This is a genomic window from Micromonospora sp. CPM1, assembly GCF_023896895.1.
Lineage (GTDB): Bacteria > Actinomycetota > Actinomycetes > Mycobacteriales > Micromonosporaceae > Micromonospora > Micromonospora tulbaghiae.
Map to the genome: position 1 here is coordinate 20855 of NZ_JAMHIU010000015.1, position 22232 is coordinate 43086.

Sequence of the window (22232 nt, forward strand, 5' to 3'; positions counted from 1 at the left end):
ACCGGTCGTCCTCCCCCGGCGGTCGGCAGGTGCGGCTGGCATGCTGGGCGGATGGATCCACAGTCGCCGCCGGTCCGGCAGTGGCGGGTGCCGCGGGAGGTGCCGGTGATCAAGGCGGTCGGCGCGCTCGCGCTCGTCGCCCTGGGGCTGGTCTTCGCAGGCGGGGACCCGGTCCGTCCGGCGCTCGCCGGGCTGGCCGCCGCCGGTCTGCTCGGCTGGGCGCTGCGCGACGTGGTCGCGCCGGTCCGACTCGCCGTCGACCCGGACGGGCTCACCGTGCTGCGGGGGTTCGCCGGGCGGCGCCGGCTGCCCTGGGACGCGGTGGAGGCGATCCGCCTCGACCGGCGCAGCCGGCGCGGGATCACCGCCGAGACGCTGGAGATCGACGCCGGGGAGTCGCTGCACCTGTTCGGCCGCCGTGACCTGGACGCCCCGCTGGACGAGGTGGCCGCGGCGCTGACCGAGGCCCGCCCCGCGCGCTGAGGCTCAGCCGAGCAGGGCGGCGGTCCGGACGAGCGTCAGGCCGATCAGCGCGACCAGCACGATCACGCAGCCCGCCACCTGGAACACGGTCCGCCGCGACCGGGGGGCGTACGCCAGGACCAGCGCCACCAGCGCGCCGGCGACCAGCCCGCCGAGGTGCCCGGCCACCGAGATGCTCGGCACGGTGAACGTGAAGATCAGGTTGATCACGAGGATCGGCACGATCGCCGAGGTGTCCCGGCCGAGCCGCCGCATGATCACGAAGACGGCGGCGAACAGGCCGAAGACGGCGGTCGAGGCGCCGGCCGTGAACCGGTTCGGCTCGGTGAAGACGTACGCGGCGACGTTGCCGCCGAGCCCGGCGAGCAGGTAGAGCGCCAGGAAGCGCAGCGGCCCGAGCACCGCCTCCAGCGTCCGGCCGAGCACCCAGAGCGCCCACATGTTGAGCAGCAGGTGCAGCACGCCGTAGTGCAGGAACATGGCGGTGACGAGGCGGTACCACTCGCCGTCGGCCACCCCGCCGACGTGCCCGTCGGGGAAGCGCGCCAGGCCGAGCACCGCCCCCCACTCGGTGAGCGGCGTGCCGTTGCCCATCAGGCCGCCCAGGCCACCGCCGGCCACGGCGGTCCCGCTGCGCGCCGAGAGGATGGACAGCAGCATCATCACCACGTTCAGCGCGATCAGCGCCTTCGTGACGTTGCCCTGGCGGCCGGCGGCACCGCCACCGAAGGCGGTACGCGCCGGCCGCACGCTGCGGCGGCCCTCGGCGACGCACTCCGGGCACTGGTGGCCGACGGAGGCGTCCCGCATGCACTCGGTGCAGATCGGCCGATCGCATCGACTGCACCGGATGTAGGTCTCCCGGTCGGGGTGCCGGTAGCAGACCGGGGTGGTCGGCACCGGACCCCCGGTGGCGTCGCCTGGCTGGCCGGAGCGCTCAGTCATGCGAGCAAAGGTACCCGCGTGCCGCTCAGGACTGCTTGTGCTCGATCTCGACCCGCTCGATCACCACGTCCTGGATCGGCCGGTCGCTCGGACCGGTCGGGGTGTTGGCGATCGAGTCGACCACCTTCACCGACTGCTCGTCGGCCACCTGACCGAAGATGGTGTGCCGGTTGTTCAGGTGTGGCGTGGGCGACACCGTGATGAAGAACTGCGAGCCGTTCGTGCCCGGCCCGGCGTTCGCCATCGCCAGCAGGTACGGCCGGTCGAAGCGCAGCTCCGGGTGGAACTCGTCGGCGAACTTGTAGCCCGGGCCACCGCGGCCGGTGCCGGTCGGGTCGCCCATCTGAATCATGAAACCGCTGATCACGCGGTGCGAGACGGTGCCGTCGTAGTACGGCCCGTTGCCCGGCTGACCGGTACGCGGGTCGATGTACTCCCGGGTGCCCTCGGCCAGCTCCACGAAGTTGCGGACGGTCTTCGGCGCGTGGTTCGGAAAGAGCTCCAGCCGGATCGGGCCGGCGTTGGTGTGCAAGGTGGCGTAGACAGCCTCGGCCACGGGTACTCCTCACTCGTAGTTCAGTTCCTTGCGGATCCTCCCATGTGCCCGATCTGGCCATGCGGAGGCATTCGAAGGTGGAGGATGACGAAGGAACAACTCCCAGGAGGTGGGACCGTGTTTGGAATCGGGCGGCGAAAGACCCAGGGCCAGCTCGCCAAGGTCGAGCTGAACCAGGGCATCGGTCACCTGAGGCAGGCCGCCACGCACGCGGCGAAGGGTGCCGGCGCCACTGTCGGCCCGCGGGTCCAGGCAGCCCGGGTCGCCGTCGCGCCGACCGCGGTCCTGGTGCGGGACCGCGCCTCCAGCGGGTTCGCGTCGACCGCCGCGGCGCTCGCGCCGGTGCTGCTGGCCGTGCGCAACGCCCGGGTCGAGGCCGCCGGCAAGGCGTCGAGCGGCCGCAAGGTGATGGCCGCGAAGCAGTCCGCGATGACGAAGAAGGCGAAGAACATGAAGGCCGGAAAGAAGAAGCAGCGCAGGTCGCGAGGCATGACCGCGGGCCTGCTGGTGGCCGGCACCGTCGCCGGCCTGGCCGGTGCGATGGCCGTGCGCCGCCGCCGCGAGCAGCAGGAGTGGGCCGAGTACGACCCGACCGGCACGCTCGGCGCGACGGGCACGCTCGGCGCGACGGGCACGCTCGGCGCGACCGGTAGCGACAAGCTGGAGCCGATGCGGGAGGACGTGGACACGATCGTGGTGGAGACCCCGGACGCGAGCGCGAAGGTGACGCAGGCCGGCCCGACCGGCGCCGGTTCCTCGGCGGTGGCCAAGGGCAGCAGCGCGTCGACCGCCGCCGCCGGCAGCCAGCCGGTGATCCACCCGACCGACCAGGTCCCCTCCGTCGCCGAGGGCGCCCGGGACGTCTCCGGCCGTCCGGCCGACGACATCACCAAGGCCGTGCAGGCCGGCAAGAACGCCGCGAAGGCCGGCGGTCGCCGCTGACCTCGTACCGTCGGATCAGCGCCGGCACGCGGGACACCCCGCGTGGCCGGCGCTTCCGCCTGTACGGGACGGCCGGTCCGTCGGCGACCCGCCGTGGCGCGGTGGTCACAGCCAGCCGTTGCGGCGGAACAGACGGTAGAGCGTGAAGGACGCCGCGAGCATCAGCGCCCAGACGCCCGGATAGCCGTACGTCCACTTCAGCTCGGGCATGTTGTCGAAGTTCATGCCGTAGATGCCGGCGATCGCCGTCCACACCGCACCGATCGCGGCCCAAGCGGCGATCTTGCGCATGTCGTTGTTCTGGTCGACGGTGACCTGGGCCAGCCGGGCCTGGAGGATCGAGTTGAGCAGGTCGTCGTAGGAGTTCACCTGCTCGACCGTGCGGCTGAGGTGGTCCTGCACGTCGCGGAAGTAGCGCCGCACCTCCTGCGGGACCGCGCGGTTGACCTGCGAGGTGAGCGTCATCAGCGGGCGCTGCAACGGCGCCACCGCCCGCTTGAACTCGACCAGCTCCCGCTTCATCTGGTAGATCCGCTGGATCCGGCCGCTGCTCTGCCGGTCGAAGACGTCCGCCTCCAGCACGTCGAGGTCGTCCTCCAGCCGGTCGGCCACCTCCAGGTAGAGGTCCACCACGCGGTCGGTGATCGCGTACGCGACCGCCCAGGGGCCGTGCCGCAGCAGGTCCCGCTTCGCCTCCAGGTCGGCGCGCACCGGCGCCAGCCGGCAGGCGTCACCGTGCCGGACGCTGATCACGAAGTGCGGCCCGATGAAGAGCATCACCTGGCCGGTCTCCACCACCTCGGAGTTCTCGGTCAGCTCGGCGTGCTCGCAGTAGCGGGCCGTACGCAGCACCAGGAAGACGATCTCGCCGAAGTGCTCCAGCTTCGGGCGCTGCTGGGCCTTGACCGCGTCCTCCACGGCGAGTTCGTGCAGGCCGAACGTGGCGGCGATCTCGGTCATCTCGGCCAGGTCCGGCTCGTGCAGGCCGAGCCAGACGAAGCCGTCCTGCTCCTGCCGGGCGGCGGCCAGGGCCTCGGCGTACTGGGGGTGGCCGGGGCGGCGCTCGCCGTCGACGTACAGCCCGCAGTCGACGATCCCGCTGCGCTCCGGGCCGGCCGGCTGGGCCGTACGCGGGGAGCCGTCGGCGTTGAGGATGCGCGACATCGCGCGTACCGGGGCCGACCAGGCGCGGGGGCGCAGTGCCCGGCTGCCGTCGGTGCCGGCGGTTCGGTCGCGTGCCACCCGGTCCGTCATCTCTCGCCCCCTTCCCCTAGAGCTGCGGCTTGCAGGTTACGCCGACCGGCGGGAAGCGCAGCGCGGGCGCGGGTGCGGGGTACTGGTGGTTGCGACGGGCGTCACGCGGCGGCGCCGGGCGGGCCGGGCCGCGTCAGGGGGGTGAGGGGCGACACGGCCCACCCGGCACCCCTTGGGGGCGGGAGTGATGCTGGGCGTGCCGCCGGCCCGGCCGGTCGTCCGGCGTGCGGGCTGGTCACCGGCAAAAGGTGAGCGGCACTCGCAGCATTGTGGGCTGCCGGCCGGTTCAGCGGGAGAGCCGAACCGGCCAGGGGGGCCTTTTTGTCAGAAACCCGACAGAAAATCAGCCGCGTACGGCGGCCATCGCCTCGGCGAGACGCCGCACACCCTCGTCGATCCGGTCCGCGGTCACCGCCGAGTACGCCAGGCGCAGCGCGTGCCGGCCGCCGTCGACCATGAAGTCGCTGCCCTTCACCACCGCCACGCCACGCTCGGCGGCGGCCGGCGCGAGCCGGTCGACCTCGACGTCCTCCGGCAGCTCCACCCAGAGGAAGTAGCCGCCGTCCGGCTCCACGAACCGGGCCTCCGGAATGTGCCGGCGCAGCGACTCGGCCAGCACCGCCGACCGCTCGCCGAGCGCCGAACGGACCGTCCGGATCGACTCCTCGATCGCGCCGGAGACGCAGAACTGGTGCACGATCGCCTGCGCCACCATGCCGGGCGAGATGTAGAGGTTGGTGGCCCGCTTCGCGATCGCCGCGATCAGCTCGGCCGGGCCGACCAGGTAGCCGACCCGTACGCCCGGGCAGACCGTCTTGGTGAAGCTGGAGGCGTGCACCACCACGCCCCGGGTGTCCATCGACAGCATCGAGGGCAGCGGCTCGCCCCGGAACCGGATGTCCGCGTACGGGTCGTCCTCGAAGATCGTGAAGTCGTACTCGGCGGCCAGGTCCAGCAGCTCACGGCGCTTCTCCAGGGAGAGCGTCACGCCGGCCGGGTTCTGGTAGTTCGGGATCACGTGGGCCAGCCGCGGCCGCACCCCGGACTCCAGCAGCTTGCGCAGCTCGGCGGTGTCCAGACCGTCCGGCTGGATCGTCACGCCGTGCACCTCGCCGCCCATCTGCTTCAGGTTGAGCAGCGTGCGGTCGTACGTCGGGCGCTCGACCACCACCGCGTCGCCCCGGCGGACCAGGTGGTCGAAGAGGAACGCGTCGGCCTGCAACGAGCCGTTGGTGATCAGCACCTGGTCGGCCTCGACACCGTGCTTCTCGGCGATCCACTTCCGCAAGGGCGGGTAGCCGACGGAGGTGCCGTACGCGGTGACCCCGGCGGGGTCGGCGTCGAAGGCGCGGACGGCGGCGGCCTTGAGCCCTTCGACATCGACGATGTCCAGCGAAGGCGCGCCACGGGCGAACGAGATCAGCTGCTCGGCGGTCATGCGCAGAGCCTAGGGCCTGGCCCGGCGGGTCCGACCGCGATACACGCGAAGTTCAACATGCGGGCGGCCGGCCGGGGCACCGGTGCGTCCGGGGGATCCGAGACCGCCTCGCGACTGTCTACGATCCGACGGACGCTGGCGCCGGTCCGACCGGACGCCGAAGGATGACGGGTCGCGGCAGACCCGGAGAACAAGGGATGGGGCTCGTGACCGAGGACGAGGCGGGACGGCTCGACGACCAGCGGTTCGCGCAGTGGCTGGCGACCGAGGCCGGCAGGGCGCTCACCGCGCTGCGGGACCGGCAGGGCTTCGCCGACCCGAAGGCGCTCAAGGACGCCGGCGACCGCGCGTCGCACGAGCTGATGACGGCGGCGCTGGCCCGGCTGCGGCCGGCCGACGCGGTGCTCTCCGAGGAGGAGGCCGACTCGCGCCGCGCGTGGGCGGACGGCGAGCGCGCACCCCGGCACGAGGCGGACCGGGTCTGGATCATCGACCCGCTGGACGGCACGCGCGAGTTCTCCGAGGAGGGGCGGGACGACTGGGCGGTGCACGTGGCGCTCTGGCAGCGCTCCGCCGCCCCCGACGGCGCCCTGGTCGCCGGCGCGGTCGGCATGCCCGCCCGGACCACCGTGGACGGTACGCCGCTCGTGCTCGGCACCACCTGCCCGCAGCCGAAGCCGTCCGACGGGCCGATCCGGATCGCGGTCAGCCGCAGCCGCCCGCCCGCGTTCGTGGGCGAGCTGGTCGAGATGCTCGGTGCCACCGCCGTGCCGATGGGCTCGGCCGGTGTGAAGGTCTGCGCGGTGGTGACCGGCGAGGTCGACGCGTACGTCCACGCGGGCGGTCAGTACGAGTGGGACAGTGCCGCCCCGGTCGCCGTGGCGCTGGGCGCGGGCATGCACGCTTCCCGGATCGACGGTTCGCCGCTGCGCTACAACCGCGCCGACCCGCGCCTGCCGGATCTGCTGGTCTGCCGGCCCGAACTGGCCGACCAGTTGCTCGACGCGATCGCCCGGACCGGGGTCGAGATGCCCGCTTCGACCGTCACCGACAACCGGGGTGGGGCGTTCGGCTGAGTGTCACGGTACATACGGCCAGGTGGATGAGGGTTATCGTCAGGCGGGAATGCGTGACGATCTGAGCCCCGACCACGGGCCGCCGACAGCCAGGGAGGGTCATGCCGGCCGACCGAGAGTCGCACAATGCCTTCGGGCAGCCGACCGGCCTGTGGCCGGGTCAGGACATTCCGCGCCAGGTGGGCGGCCCTTCGCTGCCCTGGCCGGAGGCCGAGAGCACGCCGCCACCACCGGCCGGACCGGGGGGTGACCTGCCCTGGCCCGAGCACGACCGGCACGACGCCGGTCGCCACGACGGGCCAGGGCACGACCGGGCCGGCTGGGACGCCACGCCCGGCACGACGAACGGCTGGTCGCCGCAGCACGGGCCGGTGGGCCACGGCGACGCCGCCTGGCCGCCGCAGGGTGAGCCGCACGACGACTGGGCCACGCAGGCCGGCCCGGCGACGGACGGCCGCACCGGCTGGACGCCGCACGACGGGCCCGGCGGGGCCGGACCGTCGGGCGAGGCGGGCTGGGGTGCGGGCACCACGGCGACCGCCACCCTGACCGGACCGCCCCCGGTGGACGTGTCACACGGACCGGCCGCCGATGGGCCGGGCCGGCCGCCCGCGCCGCCGCTCACCCCGGTACCCGCGCCGTCGTCCGGCGGTTCATGGCGGCGCTGGCGCGTCGCCATCGCCGCGGCCGTGGCCGTGGCGGTGACCGGCAGCGGGGTCGCGGTGGCCGCGCTGCGACCCGACTCGACGGACCGGCAGGCGGGCGGGACGCCGGGCTCGGTCGGGCCCGCGACCTCGATGGGCCCGGGCACGCCGGCCACCTCCGGCCCGGCGTCCCCGGGCGCCGACCAGGGCCTCGGCGGCAAGCCCTCGGCGCGTCCGTCGGCCTCCGCGGCCGCCGGACCGGGCTTCACCGGTACGCGGCTGACGCTGCCCGGCGCCTCGATCGGCGTGCAGAACGGGGAGACGTTCGGCCAGGCGCTGGCCCGGTCCGACCGGACCTTCGGCAAGCTGCGGATGGCCCGGATCTTCTTCCCCGGCCTGCCGCCGGCCTGGTCCGGCAGCCGGGCCGACGTGGTGGACCGGACCGTGGTGGTGTCGTTCAAGGCGTCACCGCAGGAGGTCAACACCGGCAAGTTCGACTCCCGCCTGACCTCCTGGTTCGCCTCGATCCCGCGCGAGCACAACGTGTACTGGTCGTACTTCCACGAGCCGGAGGACGACGTCGAGCGCGGTGCGTTCAGCACGGCGGCGTACCGGACGGCGTGGAAGCGGATCGCCGGCCTGGCCGACCGGACCGGCAACCCCAAGCTGATCAACACGCTGATCCTGATGTGCTGGACGCTCGACCCGAAGTCCGGGCGCAGCTTCGACGCCTTCTACCCCGGCGGCGACGTGATCGAGGCGCTCGGCTGGGACTGCTACAACTGGGGCGCCAAGTGGAAGCGGTACGCCCCGCCGCAGGAGATCTACGGCGCGATGATCAGCAAGTCCAAGGCGCTCGGCAAGCCGTGGGGCGTCGCGGAGACCGGCAGCGACCTGGTCCCGGGTGACTCGGGCACCGGCCGGGCGGCCTGGATCCGGTCGATGACCGGCTTCCTCAACGGCCAGCGGCCGGAGTTCGTGGCGTACTACAACCAGACGGTCAGCCAGGGCGACTTCCGGCTGCTCGACCAGCCGAGCATCCAGGCGTGGAAGTCCTTCTGCACGGCCTGACCCCGGCGACGGAACGGCAACGGGCGGGCGACCTCGGTCGCCCGCCCGTTTCGCGTACGGCTCAGATGCCCCGGCCGCGCTTGTGCAGCGTGCGCAGCACCCGGTCGGCCTGCACCGCCCGGCTCGCCACCGCCAGCGCCAGGTAGGCGCGCGGCTCCTTCGGGTTGCGGGCCAGCGTGCGCCGGGCCCAGCGGACCGCGTCGCGCCGGTTGCCCATGGCCGCCTGCGCGAAGGCGATCTGCCCCGCCACCCGCGCCTCGCCGTGCGGCACGGTGGCGAACTCCGGGTAGCGACGCAGCAGCCACTGCAACGCGGTCGAGATGGTCTCCCAGCGCTGCGCGAAGTAGGACCGCTTGTGCCAGCGGACCAGCACGTACGGGCTCTCCACGTTCACCAGCGGGGCGTAGCGGGCGGCGCGGAGCAGGAACTCGTAGTCCTCCGCGTAGCTGCCCGGGATCTGCTCGTCCACCAGCCCGATCGCGTCGAGCAGCGCGGCCCGGCGGATCAGGAACGTGGACGGGTGCAGCTCGGTGAGCCGGTCGCGCAGCAGCGCCTCCAGCGAGATCCGGGCGCGGTCCAGCGAACGGTCCACCGTACGGTCGTCGTAGCTGACCCGGATGCCGCAGCTCACCAGCGCGCCGTCCGGGTGCGCGTCGAGCGCCCCGAACTGGGCGGCCAGCTTGCCGGGCAGCCACTCGTCGTCGTCGTCGCAGAACGCCACCCAGTCGCCGACGGCCGCCTCGATGCCGGTGTTGCGCGCGCCGGCCAGCCCGGCGGTACGGGTATTCGTGATCACCCGGATCCGGCGGTCACCCCGGTCGGTCTCCAGGGACCGGTCCGGTTCGGACTGGTCGTAGACCACGATCGCCTCGATCAGGCCCGGGTGCGCCTGGCTGAGGATCGCGTCGAGCGCCGCACGCAGCAGCTCCGGACGGTCCCGCGTCGGTACGACGACCGAGATGCTCGGCCCACTCATGCTCTCTCCACGGACTCGTCGGATCCCCGCTGGCCCAGATAGCCGTAGCGGACCCGCAGGGGAAGCGTGGCCAGGCTGACCACGGCACGGCTGCGGCGCGGCAGGCGGTCCCGCCACGCCTCGTCCCGGCGCACCGTCAACGGCCCGCCGCTGAACCGCAGCGGGTTGCCGGCGACGCTGTGCGCCCGGAACGGCGCGGCCGGCTCGGGCGCCGCGCCCGTCTCGTCGGCTCCGGACAGGATGCGCAGCGCGGCCGGGTCGTCCGGCAGGCCGGCGAAGTCCCGCACCCGGCGTACCGTCCCGGCCGGGTCGGCGGTGAAGTCCTCGTACCGCAGCCGCAGCACCTTCGCCCGGGAGGCGAGCAGGTGGAACGCGGCGTTCTGCGCGGTCCACAGCTTGCTCACCTCGAACGGCGAGAAGGTCGGCATGAAGTCCTCGCCGTCGACCACCTCGGGGCGGCGCACCTGCTTGCCCCACGAGTACGCCACCGCCCGGCTGTCCCGGACCAGGTGCAGCACCCGCAGGTCCAGCCCTTCGGCCCAGCGCAGCGCGAAGGCGAGCGAGGCGTGCTTGCTGGAGTCCACCACCACCCGGGCGCCGGTCACCGACAGCGCGGCCCGGTAGATCCGGGTGTACAGGTCGGCGTAGCGGCGTACGTCGGCCAGCTGCTCCGGCGGGAGCGCGTCCTTCGCGAGCCGGGGGATGTGCCGGGTCCGGTCGACCCGGTCCTTGAGCGCCAGCACGTCGTCCCGGTCGACAGCGGCCCAGCCGCCGAACGCCTGGTCGCCGACCTGCCGCCAGAACGGGCAGGCGGTGAACCGCTCACCGCAGCCGCAGCGCTCGTCGGCGCCGAGCGCCCGCTCCCACAGGTGCACCACCTCACCGACGGCACACACGTCGGCGCTCTGCGCCAGCAGCAGTTCCAGCAGCGTGGAACCGCTGCGACCCAGGCCGCCGACGAAGAGGACCCGCGGCGGCGCCGGATCGGGGGCGCTCATCCGCGACGCCCGACGGCTCGTTGCCGTACCCGGCGGGCCATCAGTTCGTCGATCACCGCGCCGACGCGGGCGACCGCCTCGGCGCGGGGGTCCGGGCGGCCCGGGTCGGCGGCCAGGACGAACCGGCTCGGGTCGGCGAGCCCTTCGTCCAGCGCGGCGAGCAGCTCGGCCTCGGACTCGCACAGCCGCACCATGCCGGCCGCGCCCAGACGGCGGGAGAACAGCTGCTGGTGGTTGTCGACGTGCTCGTCGTGCGACGGGTCGCGGGGCACCACGATCGGCAGGTGGCCGTTGCGCCGGGCCTCGGTGATGGTGGCCGGGCCGCCGTGGCTGACCACGAGCGTCGACTCCGCCATCGCCCGCTGGAGTTCCTCGTGACCGAGGAACGGGGTGGCCCCGGGCAGGGCCGGGGTGCGGCTGTGGCCGTACTGGAGGACCAGCCGGACCTCGGGCCGGGTCGCGTGCCAGCGCTCCAGCCAGCCGACCAGCCGGTCGAAGCGGTGCACGTCGGTGCCGACCACGACCAGCACGTACGGTGCCGCGGAACGCCGGTCCCGCTGCTGCGGAATGTGCGCCATCAGAGCAGATTCCCCACGACGGTGGCCTCCGGGTACATCCGGCGCTGCTCGTCCCACTGCACGAGCATCGCGGAGAGGAAGGGTCGGCAGAGCCGGGCGGTGAGCGTCGCGCTGTCGATCCGGTCGTACACCTCGATGTAGACCGTCGGGATCTTGCGCATCCGGGCCGCCACCACGAACGGCAGGGCGACCCCGGCGCCGGTGGTGACCACGGCGTCGACCTGGCGCCGGCGGATCACCTTCAGCGCGAGGAACGCGTTGCGTACCAGGTTCTTGACGTTGCGTGTGGTGGGGTGGTGCGCCCAGACCACGTCCTCACCGGCGAGCAGCGAGCGCGCGTCCGGGGTGTCGAAGGTTACCCATGCGCGGCGCCGGTCCCGGTACCACGGTTCCAGGGCCAGGAGCTGGGCCAGGTGCCCGCCACTGGAACCCACCAGCAGGACCTGCCCCGAGTCCTCGGTTGACCCGCTCACCACAAAAGTCCTCCCGTACGCGGATGACGCGTCCGGATTTTTGTGAATGCCCCTCGGACGCGTCCTGACAACCTACTGGCGCGCCCATGGGCAACTGAAGGGGCCATTGGACGGATCCTGGCTCGCCGGTCGGCTCACCTCTCGATTCCCGCCACTGGGATGTGCACCGACCGGTCACCGTCCAGGTCAGCCCGGTGCGCCCCGGCTGCCGGGCCGGGCCACCGAAAGAAAGTGAGATGTGTCAGGATTCCGTCACCGCTCCGCACGAGAGCCGCCGGCGACGTCGGCTTATCCGGGGGCAGGTCAGGCCCAACACCGGGAAACCCGCCGAATGGTCAGCGCCGATCGGCCATTTCTACGCGGGCTGCCCACACCCGGGCAGGCTTACCGGAACGTGAGCAGACTTTCCCTCGTCGTTCGGATCGGGGACACTCAAGGCCACGGTCAGGTCCAGCTGTGCCGTGGACTGCCCGGCTCGGTCGAAAGGGAGCGACAGACTCTGATGCCCTCACCCCATTTGGCCGAGAGCGACGCCGACGGTCTTGCCCTGATGGCATACCTGGGCTGGCTGCGCCGCCGCTGGTGGATCCTGCTGCTCGCCGCGGTCCTCGGGCTGGGCGGTGGGCTCGCGCTGAACCAGATCCAGGAGGCGCGCTACACCTCGACCACCTCGCTGCTGGTGCGCCCGCTCGGCACGGGCGCGGAGAGCAACCCCAACGCCAAGGTCAACCTCGACACCGAGGCCCAGGTGGTCCGCTCCCTGGTGGTGGCCGAGCGGGCCAAGGCGCTGATGAAGGTCGACACCGGCGCCGACCAGCTCGTCAAGTCGGTGACCGTCAAGGTGCCGCCGAACAGCCAGATCCTCCAGGTGGCGTACGAGACGAACAGCCCCGAGGGCGCCCAGTCGGGCTCGCACGCGTTCGCCCAGGCCTACCTGGACCTGCGCAAGGCCACCGCGCAGAAGGCGCTGGAGAACGAGACCAACGCGCTCAAGCAGCAGATCGCCGGCCTGAACAAGGAGTTGAGCGCGGTCGCCGGGCGCATCGCCGCGGCGCCGTCGAACTCGCCCGAGCGGGAGCGGGCCGAGGCCGAACGGAGCGTCCTGACCAACCAGCTCAACGGCCTGAACAACCGGCTCAGCCCGCTGGTCTCGGCCGGCTCCGACCCCGGCGAGATCATCTCCGACGCTCGCCTGCCGGAGCGGCCCAGCTCGCCGAACCGCACCCTCAACCTCGCCAGCGGCATGGGCGCGGGCCTGCTGCTCGGCATCGTGCTGGCGCTGGTGCTGGACCGGCTCGACACCCGGATCCGGCGCGGGCGCGACATCTCCGACCGGGTCGGCCTGCCGCTGCTCGTGGAACTGCCGTCGCGGGCGCCGTCGCTGGCCGTCCTGCCGGCCACCCACCGGGCCTCCCGCGAGCTGGGCCGGCTGCGCAACGTGCTGCTGTCCGCGGTGCCCGAACCGGCACAGGGCGGACGCGGTCGCCAGCTGCTGCTCTGCGACGCGTCGGCCGGCACCGCGGCCGGGTTCGTCGCCGCCAACCTCGCCGCCTCGTACGCCCGCACCGGCCAGCAGGTCGCGCTGATCACCACCAAGCCCGACTCGGCGCTGGGCGCCATCACCGGCGTGGCCGAGGGGCGGCACAGCCTCGCCTCGGTGCTCCGTCGCGACGTGCCCCCGCTCAAGGCGCTGGCGCCGGTGCCGGGGCTGGGTCAGCTCCGGGTGCTGGTGCCGGGCGACCTCGACGCCGAGGTCGAACTGCCGGTCGCCGGGCTGCTGGAGATCCTGCACGAGCTGTCCGCGCGCTTCGACCACGTGGTGATCGAGACCGCGCAGCCGACGTTCGCCGTGGAGGCACAGGCCCTGGGCCGGTACGTCGACGCGGTCATCGTGGTGGCCGAGGCGGGCAAGACCCGCAGCGGCGAGATCACCGCCGCCCTGCAGCAGTTCGAGCAGGTGAACGCGCCGGTGATCGGTGCGGTGCTGGCCCCGCGCCTGCCCGTCCCGGCCGGTGGCGCCAGCCGCCCGGCGGCGTCGGGCGGTTCGGGCAACTCGGGCGGGTCGAGCGGGTCGAGCGCACCGGCGGCTCCGGCCAACCGGCCCAAGCCCCGGCCGAGCCCCGGCCCGTCCGCCGAGTCGACGATGGTGCTGCCGCGTATGCAGTCGTCCCGCCCCGGCCCGGCGAAGCCGGCACCGGGCAAGGCCACCCCGCCGCCGAACCCGGGCAACCAGAGCATGCCGGGCAAGCCGGCGCCGCTCAACGGCACCGGCGGCACGTACCGCTCCCGCGGTGACGGCGACGGCCGCAGCTACGCCCTCGACTCCGGCGAGGACCTGGGGTGAACCGCCGGCAGATGCTCCGTGCCGCGCTCGCTCCCGCCGTCGTCCTCGGCGTCGGTACGGGATGCAGCGAACCCGAGCCCAAGCCCGGAAAGATCCAGGTGGCGGACCCGGGCGACGTCACCGCCTCGCCGTCCTCGGCGGCCCCGACGCAGAACCTGCCCACCGGCCCGCTGACCGGCGCGCCGATCGGCACCCCGGCGGCGGCCACCCGCCAGGCGGTCGCGGTGCCGCTGCGGGTGAGCCCCGCGACCACCCCGGCCGGCCTGGACGCCGCCGACCTGGTCTACGCCGAGTTCGCCGAGTCCGACACGCTGCACCTGACCGCGGTGTTCCACTCCAAGGACGCCGCCAAGATCGGCCCGGTCACCGAGATCCGGCCGGTCGACATCCGGTCGCTCGCGGTGCTGCGCCCGTTCGTCGGCTACGCCGGCGGCCCTACCGGCTTCCTGTCCCAGTTCGAGAACTCCGACCTCGACGGCGTCACGCCGGACGACGGCGGCAAGGTCTTCTCCGGCGACTACACCTCGACCGCCGCGTTGCTCAAGGCCGCCCCGAAGGGCGGGCAGCCGCCCTCCCCGCCGATCGACCACGCCGGCGAGGGCGACGCGCTCGCCGCCCGCGACCTCGCCCCCGCCACCGAACTCTCCGTCACGGTGGCCGGCGGGCCGCCGATGGTCTGGCGGTACGACCAGGCGAAGTCCCTCTGGGCCGGCAAGGTCGGCAAGGTCACCGTGACCGCCGCCTCCGTCATCGTGCTGACGATGGAATACCGCACGCTGGACGTGCGCAAGCCGTCCCCGCGCTCACTGCCGTCGGCGAACGTGTTCGGCGAGGGCGCGGTCGTCGCGGTGTCCGGGCCGAACAGCGCGAAGGGCCGGTGGCGCAAGCCCGGCCTGGGCATGGTCTGCACGCTCGCCGACACCGGCGGCGACCTCCTGCATCCCCAGCCCGGCAACGCCTGGGTGATCTACGCCCCGACCACCGCCAAGGTCTCCGTGAAATGAGCACCGCCACCCCGCCCCGCACCGCGCGCGGGACGGTCCCGGTCGGGGCGGTGTCGCCGCCGGACGGGAACCGTCTCCGGCCGGTGACGGTACGGCCGGAGGGCTGGTCGTGGCGGCTGCCGACGGCATGGCCGCTGATCGGGGTCTTCCTGCTGTACCCGCTGTGGTGGGTGCTCGGGGTGTCGAGCTTCGTCTTCGTCATCTTCGCGGTGCCGATGATCTGGCAGATGCGCAAGCGCGGCCCGGTGCGGGTGCCGCCCGGCTTCGGGATCTGGATGGTCCTGCTGCTCTGGGTGTTCCTGTCCGTGCTCACCCTCGACCTCACCGCGCCGAACACGCTGCCGCCGGGCGGCAGCGGCAAGTACATCGGCTGGGGCATCCGGCTCGCCAACTACCTCGCGATGACCGTGACGATGCTCTACGTCTACAACCTGCGCGACCGGGAGCTGTCCCAGCGCCGGATGGTCCGGCTGTTCGGGTTCATGGGCGTGGTCGTGGTCCTCGGCGGCTGGATCGGCTCGCTCTTCCCGGACCTCAAGTTCGTGGCGCCGCTGCGCTTCGTCCTGCCCCAGTCGATCGCCGGTCACCCGTACGTCACCTCCCTCATGGAGATCAAGTTCGCCCAGGTGCAGCAGGTGATCGAGGGGGAGGCCAGCTCGCCCCGCCCGTCGGCGCCGTTCACCTACACGAACTCGTGGGGCCAGAACACCGCGATCCTGCTGGTCTGGCTGATCGTCGGCTGGGTCGTGCTGGGCAAGCCACTGCGCCGTACCGCCGGCGTGGCCATCGCCCTGGCGGCGATCTTCCCGATCGTCTACTCGCTGAACCGCGGCCTCTGGATCGGTCTCGGCATCGCCGCCGCGTACGTCGCGCTGCGGCTCGCGCTGCGCGGCCGGATGGTGGTGCTCGGCGGGCTCGCCCTCGCGGTCGGGCTGATCGGGGTGCTGATCGTCGCCACACCGCTCGGCCGCACCTTCGACGAACGCCTCCAGAACGGGCACAGCGACGACATCCGGACCACGCTGTCCCAGGGCGCGGTCGCCGCGGCCAACCACTCGCCGGTCCTCGGGTACGGCGGCAACCGGGCGCTGATCGGCAGCAACCGGTCCATCGCCATCGGCAAGTCCGAGGACTGCAAGCAGTGCGGCAACCGGGAACTGGGCAGCAACGGCCAGGTCTGGGCGCTGCTCGTCGGGCAGGGCTGGGTCGGCGCCATCTGCTACAACGCCTTCTTCATCTACTGCATCTGGCGCTACCGGCGCGACCACAGCGCGATCGGGATCGCCGGCACGCTCGTGCTCATCCTCATGCTGTTCTTCCAGTTCACCTACGGTGCGATGGAAGCGACACTCGCCTACGCCCTGATCACGGTCGCCCTGCTGGCCCGCAACGACCGGATCCGCCGGTCGCTCGGGCCGGCGCCACCCGAGGGCACGATCGCCGGGCTACGGGCCCGACTGGAAAAGACCGGTGACCACTGATGGTGTTCCGCGTACCCCCGGACGGCGACGGCCGCGCCGCGTACCTCGGTGAACTGGCCGGGCTGATCTGGCCCGAGCCTGCCGAGCCCAGCCTGCGGCGCGGCGGCGCCGGCTGGGTGGTGGTGCCCTCGGCGTCCCGCCCCCGGCTGCTCGTGCCGACCGGCTCCGGCCGGGCGGCGGCGAGCGCGGTCCGGCACTCCACCGAGGCGGTCGGCCGCAAGGCCAAGCTGGTCCGGCAGGGGCTGTCCACCGCGTTCCGGCTCGGGCTGGGCCCGCTGGTGTTCCGCGACCGGCTGGTGGCCGACGGCGGCGGGCTGGACGCGTACCTGACCGAGGTGCTCGGTGAGCCGGCGCTGGTGAGCCTGCACATCGGGCCGGCCCGGGCGAACCGCAAGCCGGTGCTGCAACTGCTCGCGCCGGACGGCCGGGCCCTCGGGTACGCCAAGCTCGGCGTCGACCCGCTGACCCGCGCGCTGGTGCACGCGGAGGCGGACGCGCTGCGCCGCCTCGCCGAGGTGCCGCTCGGCCCGGTGGTCCTGGCCGGGGTCCGCCATCACGGCGACTGGCACGGCCACGCGCTGCTGGTGCAGGAGGCGCTGCCGGTGCGGCTGCCCCGGGCCACCCCGGCCGCGGCCCAGGCGGCCGAGCGCGCGGCCATGGTGGCGGTCGCCGGCTGTCTCGGCGTACGCCGGCAGTCGTGGGCGGGCAGCGGGCACGCGGCCCGGCTCACCGCGGCGGTGGACGCGCTCGGGCCCCAGCCGGAGGCCGGGCGGCTACGCGCGGCGCTGAAGTCCGTCGCGGACGCCGACCCGGTGGTCGCATTCGGCGCCTGGCACGGGGACTGGAACGGCGGCAACAGCGCGGTGCTGGCCGACGGCCGGGTGCTGGTCTGGGACTGGGAGCGGTTCGAGGCGGAGGTGCCGGCCGGCTACGACGCGCTGCACCTGGCGGTGCAGAGCGCGATGAGCCACGACGGGGTGGAACCGGTCGAGGCGGCCCGGGCGCTGATCGCCGGCGCCGGGGCCACCCTGGCGCCGTTCGACCAGACCGGCGGGGGCGCCGATCTGGTCGCCGTGCTCTACCTGGTGGAGCTGGCGGCGCGCTACCTGCGGGACCGGCAGGCGGAGGCGGGTGCGCGACTGGGGCACGTCGACACCTGGCTGCTGCCCGCCGTCGAGGAACACCTGGCCCGCCGGGCCGGGTGAGAGTGAGGAGTGGGGACGTGACGCTGGCCAAGGAGCAGGCGCTCCGCGCGGTGAAGTCGGTGAGCCGGACGGTCGGCCGCTTGACCGCCGGTTCGCGGATGGTGCCGGGATTCCTGATCGTGGGGGCGCAGCGCTGCGGCACCACCTCGCTGTTCAAGACGCTCTCGCAGCATCCCGGTGTGCTGCCGCCCGCGTACCACAAGGGCGTGCACTACTTCGACATGGACTACCACCGGGGGATGAGCTGGTACCTCGGGCACTTCCCCACCACCGGCAAGGCCGAGGCGGTGAAGGCCCAGATCGGGGTACGCGGCATCACCGGCGAGTCCAGCCCGTACTACATGTTCCACCCGCTGGCCGGGCAGCGCATCGCCCGTGACCTGCCCTCGGTGAAGCTGCTGGTGCTGCTGCGCGACCCGGTGGAGCGGGCCTACTCCGCGCACTCGCACGAGCTGGCCCGCGGCTACGAGACCGAGACGGACTTCGAGCGCGCGCTCGCGCTGGAGGAGTCCCGGACGGCGGGCGAGCGGGAGCGGATGATCAGCTCCGCGTCGTACGCCAGCGAGCACCTCCAGCACAACGCGTACCTGGCCCGGGGCCGCTACATCGAGCAGCTGGAGCGCCTGGAGGCGCTCGTCGGCCGGGACCGCATGCACGTCATCGACAGCGACGACTTCTTCGCCGACCCGCGTCCCTCCTTCGACGCGGTCTGCGACTTCCTCGGGCTGCCCCGCTGGGCGGACATCGCCTTCGGCAAGCACAACTCGCGCTCCCGTTCGCCCATGTCGGCGGAGCTGCGCACCCGGCTGGAGGACCACTTCGCCCCGTACGACGAGCGGCTGGCGGCGTGGTGGGGACGCGTGCCGTCGTGGCGGCGGTGACCCGGGCGGACGCCGGCGGCACCCCGACGCTCACCGCACCGCCTCCCGGGCCGGGCGCGGGGCTGGGCGGCGCGGCCCGGCAGGGCTTCGCCAACCTGGTCGGGGTCGGGCTGGCCGCGGTGGCCGGCTTCGGCCTGAACATCGTCATCGCCCGGGGCTGGTCGGTCCGCGAGGCGGGCATGTTCTTCGCGGCCACCAGCGCGTTCATGATCGCCGCGTCGGCGGCGCGGCTCGGCACCGACGTCGGCACCGTCTACTTCGTCAGCCGCCAGCGCACGCTCGACCGCCGCGACCAGATCCGGGGCACGATCCTGGTCGGGTTGCTGCCGGTGCTGGTGGTCGGCACGCTGCTCGGGCTGGCCGGCTGGCTGGCCGCACCGGCGCTGGCCCGGGCCACCATGCCGGAGGCCGGGCCGGAGGCGGTGACCGCGCTGCGCATCCTGCTGGCGTTCGTGCCGCTGGCCGCGCTCAACGACTACGCGCTCGCCGCCTGCCGGGGCTTCGGTCAGATGCGCCCGCTGCTGACAGTGGAGCGGCTCGGCCGCACGCTCGTGCAGTTCCTGGCCGTTGCGGTCGCCGCCTGGCTCGGGCTGTCCGCCACCGTCGCGCTGCCGCTGGCCTGGGTGGTGCCGTACCTGATCGCCGCGGTGGTCGCGCTGTTCTGGCTGAGCCGGCTGGTCGGCCGGGCCGGGCGGCAGGTGACCCGGCCGGTGCCGGCGCGCGAGCTGGCCGGGCCGTTCTGGCGCTTCACCGGGCCGCGTGCGGTCAGCAGCCTGGCCGCGATCGTGGTGCAGCGGCTGGACATCGTGCTGCTCAGCGCGTTGCGCGGGCCGGCCGAGGCGGCGATCTACACGGCGGCGACCCGGTTCCTGGCGCTGGGTCAGCTCTCCAGCGTCGCGCTGTCCAGCTCGGTGCAGCACCGGCTGGCCGCCGCGTTCGCCCGCGACGACCGGGCCGAGGCGGGCCAGCTCTACCAGGTCGCCACCGGCTGGCTCGTGATCCTCTCCTGGCCCGCGTACCTGATCTTCGCGGCGTTCGCCACGCCGATGCTGGCGCTGTTCGGATCCGGGTACGCCGACGGCCGCCGGGTCGTGGTGCTGCTGGCGCTGACCATGCTGCTGGCCACCGGCTGCGGCATGGTCGACATGGTGCTCAACATGGCCGGGCGCACCGCGTGGACGTTCTACAACGCGATGACCGGCACCGTGCTCAACGTGGTCGGCAACCTGGTGCTCATCCCGCGTTACGGCATCCTCGGCGCGGCCCTGGCCTGGACCGTCTCCATCCTGGTCACCAACCTGGTGCCGCTGACCCAGCTCTGGTGGTCGATGCGGCTGCACCCGTTCGGCGCCGGCACCCGGGCCGCGATGGCGCTGGCGGTGGTCGCGCTGGGCCTGCCGCTCGGCGCGGCGACCCTGCTCGGCGCCGGTCCGCTGGTGCTCGCGCTGGTGACCGCCGCCGGGCTGGCCGCGTACGCGGCGGGTGTCTGGCGCTGGCGGCGCACCCTGCACCTCGACGCGCTGCGCGCCCTGCGCCGCGGCCGCAACCGGGCCGGGGCGGACCCGGCCGCCCAGTCCTGACCGATCCTGCGCACCGATGGGACCTTCGATGACAAGCGACTCCCCCCTCGCCCCGCACTCCGGCCTGTCCACCGTGAAGGCCGCGAAGCTCGCCGCGGTCGGCCTGCTGGCGGACCGCAAGGAACGCCGCGAGCTGGAACGGCCGGTGGAGGGGGGCAGCCGCCGGCTCACCCTGAAGGTGGAGCGGCCGATCTTCATCCTCGGCGCCCCGCGCTCCGGCACCACGTTCCTCGGCAGTTGCGTCGGCGCGCTGCCGGACGTGTCGTACCACTTCGAACCGCGCCTGACCAAGGCCGTCGCCCGCTGTGTCTACGAGGGAAGCTGGACGCCGCAGCGGGCCGCCCGCTACTTCCGGGGCTACTACGGGGCGCTGCTCGCCGCGTCCGGGCACGGCGGCCTGCGTTTCGCCGAGAAGGACCCGGAGAACTGCTTCATCGTGCCGTTCCTGACCGAGGTCTTCCCGGACGCGGTCTTCCTGCACGTCTACCGGGACGGGCGGGACGTGGCGGTGTCGCACGCCGAGCAGCCCTGGCTGAACGCGGCGTCGACGGGCAGCGGCCGCAGTGGCCGGGGCGGTACGCCGTGGGGCGCCGCGCCCCGGTTCTGGGTGGAGCCGGAGCGGCGCGACGAGTTCACGCAGGTCTCCGACCTGGGCCGGTCGGCCTGGATGTGGCGGCGGTTCACCAGCAGCGCGCTCACCCAGCTCGCCGAGCTGCCCGCGGAGCGGGTGCGGCACCTGCGCTACGAGGACGTCGTCACCCGCCCGGCCGAGGCGGCCGACGTGGTGGCCGACTTCCTGGAGGTCCGTGACCCGGCCGGGCGGGAGGCGCTGCACGCCCGCTTCGCCAAGGCGCGGCCGGGTTCGGTGGGGCGCTGGCGGCAGCGACTGACCGAAAAGGATCTGGCCGACGTGATGGCTCAGGCCGGGCCGCTGCTGACGCGACTCGGCTACCCCGCCTGAGCGGCGCGTCACAGGTAGAGTGCCAGGGGTCGCCCGCCAGGCCCGGCGTGCCTCTCCGCCCACGCGGATTCGTCAGGGCCCCCATACCGTGGCCGGCGACCGTCCTGGGGAGAGGTTGCGGTGGTACGACGGTTACGACTGACGATGGCTGCCGTGCTGGGCCTGGCCTTGCTGGCACCGGCGGTGGCGGCCTGTGACATCGGCTCCGAGCGGTCCGACGAGACGAGCACGGCGTCCGCGCCGCCTCCGCCGACTGTGACACCGCGGACCGCTCCGGTCCGCACCACCGGACGCGGGCCGGAGCCGCCCGAGAAGGGGGCCTGGCTCGGCACCTGGGTCAAGCCGCAGTTCCACAACGCCAGCGGGCGGGCGAAGGCGTTCGACGACTTCAACCGGGCGGCCGGCGGCCAGCTCGCCATCGCGCACATGTTCCACGAGTGGAACGAGCCGTTCCCGGGCGCCACCGAGCGGGCGTTCCAGGCGCAGGGCAAGCTCCAGATGATCTCGTGGCAGGGCACCGACACCCGGTCCACCGTCAGCGGCGTCTACGACTCGCTGATCCGGGAGCGCGCGAAGGACGTCAAGGAGTTCGGCGTCCCGGTGCTGCTGCGCTACCGGTGGGAGATGGACCGGCCCAACCTGGCCGCGAGCATGCACTCGCCGGAGGACTACGTCGCCGCGTGGAAGCACGTCCGCGGCATCTTCACCGAGATGGGCGTCACCAACGCGGGCTGGGTGTGGTGCCCGCACGCCGACGGGTTCGCCGAGCCGGAGCGGCGGGCCGCCGCCTACTATCCCGGCGACGACCAGGTCGACTGGCTCTGCGCCGACGTCTACCCCAGCCCGGAGTGGAACAGCTTCTCCAACCGGATGGACCACTTCATGGCGTTCGCCAAGAAGCATCCGCGGCCGGTCATCATCGGCGAGTACGGCCTGACCCAGGACGGGCGGCCGGGGCAGCGGGCCGACTGGATGCGCGAGGTCGGGCCGTACCTGAAGAAGCACCCGCAGATCAAGGCGGCCGTCTACTTCGCCGCCCGGCAGACGGCGAAGCCCATCTACGACAGCACGTTCGGCAACGACCCGGAGAGCGAGCAGGTCTTCCGGGAGATGGCGACCGATCCGTACTTCCAGCCGCCGATGCCGGACCTGAGTGTTCCCTGAGCACCACCCTCCGTATCCACCAGGTGATCGTCGCTCGTCTTTTCGTGTGACCCGGGGCGTTTCCTCGGCCAAAAAGGCCGAACCCGGGTGGACGGGCGACGGCCGAATGCGAGAAGGTATTGCTCTCACGTCTGCGGTCGGTCGAGTGACGCCCCGCCTCATGTCGGCACCGACCACG

Annotated in this window: 20 protein-coding genes; 12 read left to right on the top strand and 8 right to left on the bottom strand. The window is 73.3% G+C overall.

Going from position 1 to position 22232, the window contains the following annotated elements:
• The first annotated feature begins 51 nt into the window (after positions 1-51).
• On the top strand, positions 52-483 hold the full coding sequence (locus tag M8C11_RS19215) for a PH domain-containing protein (RefSeq protein ID WP_252451700.1): 432 nt from the start codon (positions 52-54) through the stop codon (positions 481-483).
• A 3-nt stretch (positions 484-486) separates the two neighbouring features.
• Here M8C11_RS19215 and M8C11_RS19220 read toward each other — a convergent pair whose 3' ends face one another.
• Both M8C11_RS19220 and M8C11_RS19225 read right to left on the bottom strand, forming a co-directional pair.
• Positions 487-1428, bottom strand: coding sequence for a rhomboid family intramembrane serine protease (locus M8C11_RS19220; protein WP_252451703.1), 942 nt, complete (start codon positions 1426-1428; stop codon positions 487-489).
• 25 nt (positions 1429-1453) lie between these two features.
• Complete coding sequence (locus tag M8C11_RS19225; protein ID WP_121684352.1) at positions 1454-1984, bottom strand: peptidylprolyl isomerase; 531 nt, start codon at positions 1982-1984, stop codon at positions 1454-1456.
• A gap of 84 nt (positions 1985-2068) precedes the next feature.
• Between M8C11_RS19225 and M8C11_RS19230 the strand changes: the two genes are divergently transcribed.
• Positions 2069-2926: a hypothetical protein gene (locus M8C11_RS19230; RefSeq protein WP_252451705.1), complete on the top strand. Its 858-nt coding sequence runs from the start codon at positions 2069-2071 to the stop codon at positions 2924-2926.
• 105 nt (positions 2927-3031) lie between these two features.
• Here the strand turns inward: M8C11_RS19230 and corA are convergent, their stop codons facing one another.
• Positions 3032-4180: a magnesium/cobalt transporter CorA gene (gene corA, locus M8C11_RS19235; RefSeq protein ID WP_252451720.1), complete on the bottom strand. Its 1149-nt coding sequence runs from the start codon at positions 4178-4180 to the stop codon at positions 3032-3034.
• 343 nt (positions 4181-4523) lie between these two features.
• On the bottom strand, positions 4524-5618 hold the full coding sequence (locus tag M8C11_RS19240) for a PLP-dependent aminotransferase family protein (protein ID WP_013289263.1): 1095 nt from the start codon (positions 5616-5618) through the stop codon (positions 4524-4526).
• A gap of 197 nt (positions 5619-5815) precedes the next feature.
• Here M8C11_RS19240 and M8C11_RS19245 point away from each other — a divergent pair, with 197 nt between their 5' ends.
• Together M8C11_RS19245 and M8C11_RS19250 are read left to right on the top strand one after the other, a co-directional pair.
• Entirely contained in the window at positions 5816-6694 is an 879-nt protein-coding gene (locus M8C11_RS19245; RefSeq protein ID WP_252451723.1) for a 3'(2'),5'-bisphosphate nucleotidase CysQ, read from the top strand.
• Positions 6695-6795: 101 nt separating this feature from the next.
• On the top strand, positions 6796-8409 hold the full coding sequence (locus tag M8C11_RS19250) for a hypothetical protein (protein WP_252451726.1): 1614 nt from the start codon (positions 6796-6798) through the stop codon (positions 8407-8409).
• A gap of 61 nt (positions 8410-8470) precedes the next feature.
• On the opposite strand, the gene M8C11_RS19255 is transcribed toward M8C11_RS19250, so the two are convergent.
• From M8C11_RS19255 to M8C11_RS19270, 4 genes are read right to left on the bottom strand one after another with little or no spacing between them, the layout of a single operon-like run.
• Entirely contained in the window at positions 8471-9385 is a 915-nt protein-coding gene (locus M8C11_RS19255) for a glycosyltransferase family 2 protein (protein ID WP_210943051.1), read from the bottom strand.
• Positions 9382-10383 carry a sulfotransferase gene (locus M8C11_RS19260; RefSeq protein WP_252451729.1) on the bottom strand — a complete coding sequence of 334 codons (1002 nt, stop codon included), beginning with the start codon at positions 10381-10383 and terminating at the stop codon, positions 9382-9384. Before M8C11_RS19260 ends, M8C11_RS19255 begins: the two co-directional genes overlap by 4 nt.
• Positions 10380-10961 carry a glycosyltransferase gene (locus tag M8C11_RS19265; RefSeq protein ID WP_252451731.1) on the bottom strand — a complete coding sequence of 194 codons (582 nt, stop codon included), beginning with the start codon at positions 10959-10961 and terminating at the stop codon, positions 10380-10382. The genes M8C11_RS19260 and M8C11_RS19265 overlap by 4 nt, the downstream gene beginning before the upstream one ends.
• The gene (locus M8C11_RS19270) at positions 10961-11437 is read right to left on the bottom strand and encodes a polysaccharide biosynthesis protein (protein WP_013289269.1); all 477 of its coding nucleotides are present in this window, start codon (positions 11435-11437) and stop codon (positions 10961-10963) included. The genes M8C11_RS19265 and M8C11_RS19270 overlap by 1 nt, the downstream gene beginning before the upstream one ends.
• A gap of 499 nt (positions 11438-11936) precedes the next feature.
• Here M8C11_RS19270 and M8C11_RS19275 point away from each other — a divergent pair, with 499 nt between their 5' ends.
• The 8 genes from M8C11_RS19275 (at position 11937) to M8C11_RS19310 (ending at position 22054) form a co-directional block, all read left to right on the top strand.
• The gene (locus tag M8C11_RS19275; RefSeq protein ID WP_252451734.1) at positions 11937-13778 is read left to right on the top strand and encodes a Wzz/FepE/Etk N-terminal domain-containing protein; all 1842 of its coding nucleotides are present in this window, start codon (positions 11937-11939) and stop codon (positions 13776-13778) included.
• Positions 13775-14782, top strand: a complete 1008-nt coding sequence (locus tag M8C11_RS19280) for a DUF3048 domain-containing protein (RefSeq protein WP_252451737.1) — start codon at positions 13775-13777, stop codon at positions 14780-14782. Before M8C11_RS19275 ends, M8C11_RS19280 begins: the two co-directional genes overlap by 4 nt.
• A complete protein-coding gene (locus M8C11_RS19285; RefSeq protein WP_252451740.1) occupies positions 14779-16263 on the top strand; it encodes an O-antigen ligase in 1485 nt (494 codons plus the stop codon). Before M8C11_RS19280 ends, M8C11_RS19285 begins: the two co-directional genes overlap by 4 nt.
• Entirely contained in the window at positions 16263-17468 is a 1206-nt protein-coding gene (locus M8C11_RS19290) for a hypothetical protein (protein WP_252451743.1), read from the top strand. Before M8C11_RS19285 ends, M8C11_RS19290 begins: the two co-directional genes overlap by 1 nt.
• A gap of 17 nt (positions 17469-17485) precedes the next feature.
• Positions 17486-18349 (top strand): sulfotransferase, encoded by an 864-nt coding sequence (locus M8C11_RS19295; protein WP_121683229.1) that lies wholly within the window; start codon positions 17486-17488, stop codon positions 18347-18349.
• Complete coding sequence (locus M8C11_RS19300) at positions 18316-19929, top strand: polysaccharide biosynthesis C-terminal domain-containing protein (protein ID WP_252451746.1); 1614 nt, start codon at positions 18316-18318, stop codon at positions 19927-19929. Before M8C11_RS19295 ends, M8C11_RS19300 begins: the two co-directional genes overlap by 34 nt.
• Positions 19930-19957: 28 nt before the next feature.
• A complete protein-coding gene (locus M8C11_RS19305; RefSeq protein WP_121683231.1) occupies positions 19958-20890 on the top strand; it encodes a sulfotransferase in 933 nt (310 codons plus the stop codon).
• 144 nt (positions 20891-21034) lie between these two features.
• Positions 21035-22054 carry a glycoside hydrolase family 26 protein gene (locus tag M8C11_RS19310; RefSeq protein ID WP_121683232.1) on the top strand — a complete coding sequence of 340 codons (1020 nt, stop codon included), beginning with the start codon at positions 21035-21037 and terminating at the stop codon, positions 22052-22054.
• Positions 22055-22232 lie beyond the last annotated feature (178 nt).

What these genes read in the sequence shown, in the direction of transcription:
- M8C11_RS19260 (WP_252451729.1), bottom strand. Translation starts at nt 10,383, where the DNA reads ATGAGCGCCCCCGATCCGGCGCCGCCGCGGGTCCTCTTCGTCGGCGGC.
- M8C11_RS19245 (WP_252451723.1), top strand. Translation starts at nt 5,816, where the DNA reads ATGGGGCTCGTGACCGAGGACGAGGCGGGACGGCTCGACGACCAGCGG.
- M8C11_RS19250 (WP_252451726.1), top strand. Translation starts at nt 6,796, where the DNA reads ATGCCGGCCGACCGAGAGTCGCACAATGCCTTCGGGCAGCCGACCGGC.
- M8C11_RS19275 (WP_252451734.1), top strand. Translation starts at nt 11,937, where the DNA reads ATGCCCTCACCCCATTTGGCCGAGAGCGACGCCGACGGTCTTGCCCTG.
- corA (WP_252451720.1), bottom strand. Translation starts at nt 4,180, where the DNA reads ATGACGGACCGGGTGGCACGCGACCGAACCGCCGGCACCGACGGCAGC.
- M8C11_RS19220 (WP_252451703.1), bottom strand. Translation starts at nt 1,428, where the DNA reads ATGACTGAGCGCTCCGGCCAGCCAGGCGACGCCACCGGGGGTCCGGTG.
- M8C11_RS19255 (WP_210943051.1), bottom strand. Translation starts at nt 9,385, where the DNA reads ATGAGTGGGCCGAGCATCTCGGTCGTCGTACCGACGCGGGACCGTCCG.
- M8C11_RS19310 (WP_121683232.1), top strand. Translation starts at nt 21,035, where the DNA reads ATGGCTGCCGTGCTGGGCCTGGCCTTGCTGGCACCGGCGGTGGCGGCC.
- M8C11_RS19285 (WP_252451740.1), top strand. Translation starts at nt 14,779, where the DNA reads ATGAGCACCGCCACCCCGCCCCGCACCGCGCGCGGGACGGTCCCGGTC.
- M8C11_RS19215 (WP_252451700.1), top strand. Translation starts at nt 52, where the DNA reads ATGGATCCACAGTCGCCGCCGGTCCGGCAGTGGCGGGTGCCGCGGGAG.
- M8C11_RS19305 (WP_121683231.1), top strand. Translation starts at nt 19,958, where the DNA reads ATGACAAGCGACTCCCCCCTCGCCCCGCACTCCGGCCTGTCCACCGTG.
- M8C11_RS19230 (WP_252451705.1), top strand. Translation starts at nt 2,069, where the DNA reads ATGACGAAGGAACAACTCCCAGGAGGTGGGACCGTGTTTGGAATCGGG.
- M8C11_RS19265 (WP_252451731.1), bottom strand. Translation starts at nt 10,961, where the DNA reads ATGGCGCACATTCCGCAGCAGCGGGACCGGCGTTCCGCGGCACCGTAC.
- M8C11_RS19290 (WP_252451743.1), top strand. Translation starts at nt 16,263, where the DNA reads ATGGTGTTCCGCGTACCCCCGGACGGCGACGGCCGCGCCGCGTACCTC.
- M8C11_RS19240 (WP_013289263.1), bottom strand. Translation starts at nt 5,618, where the DNA reads ATGACCGCCGAGCAGCTGATCTCGTTCGCCCGTGGCGCGCCTTCGCTG.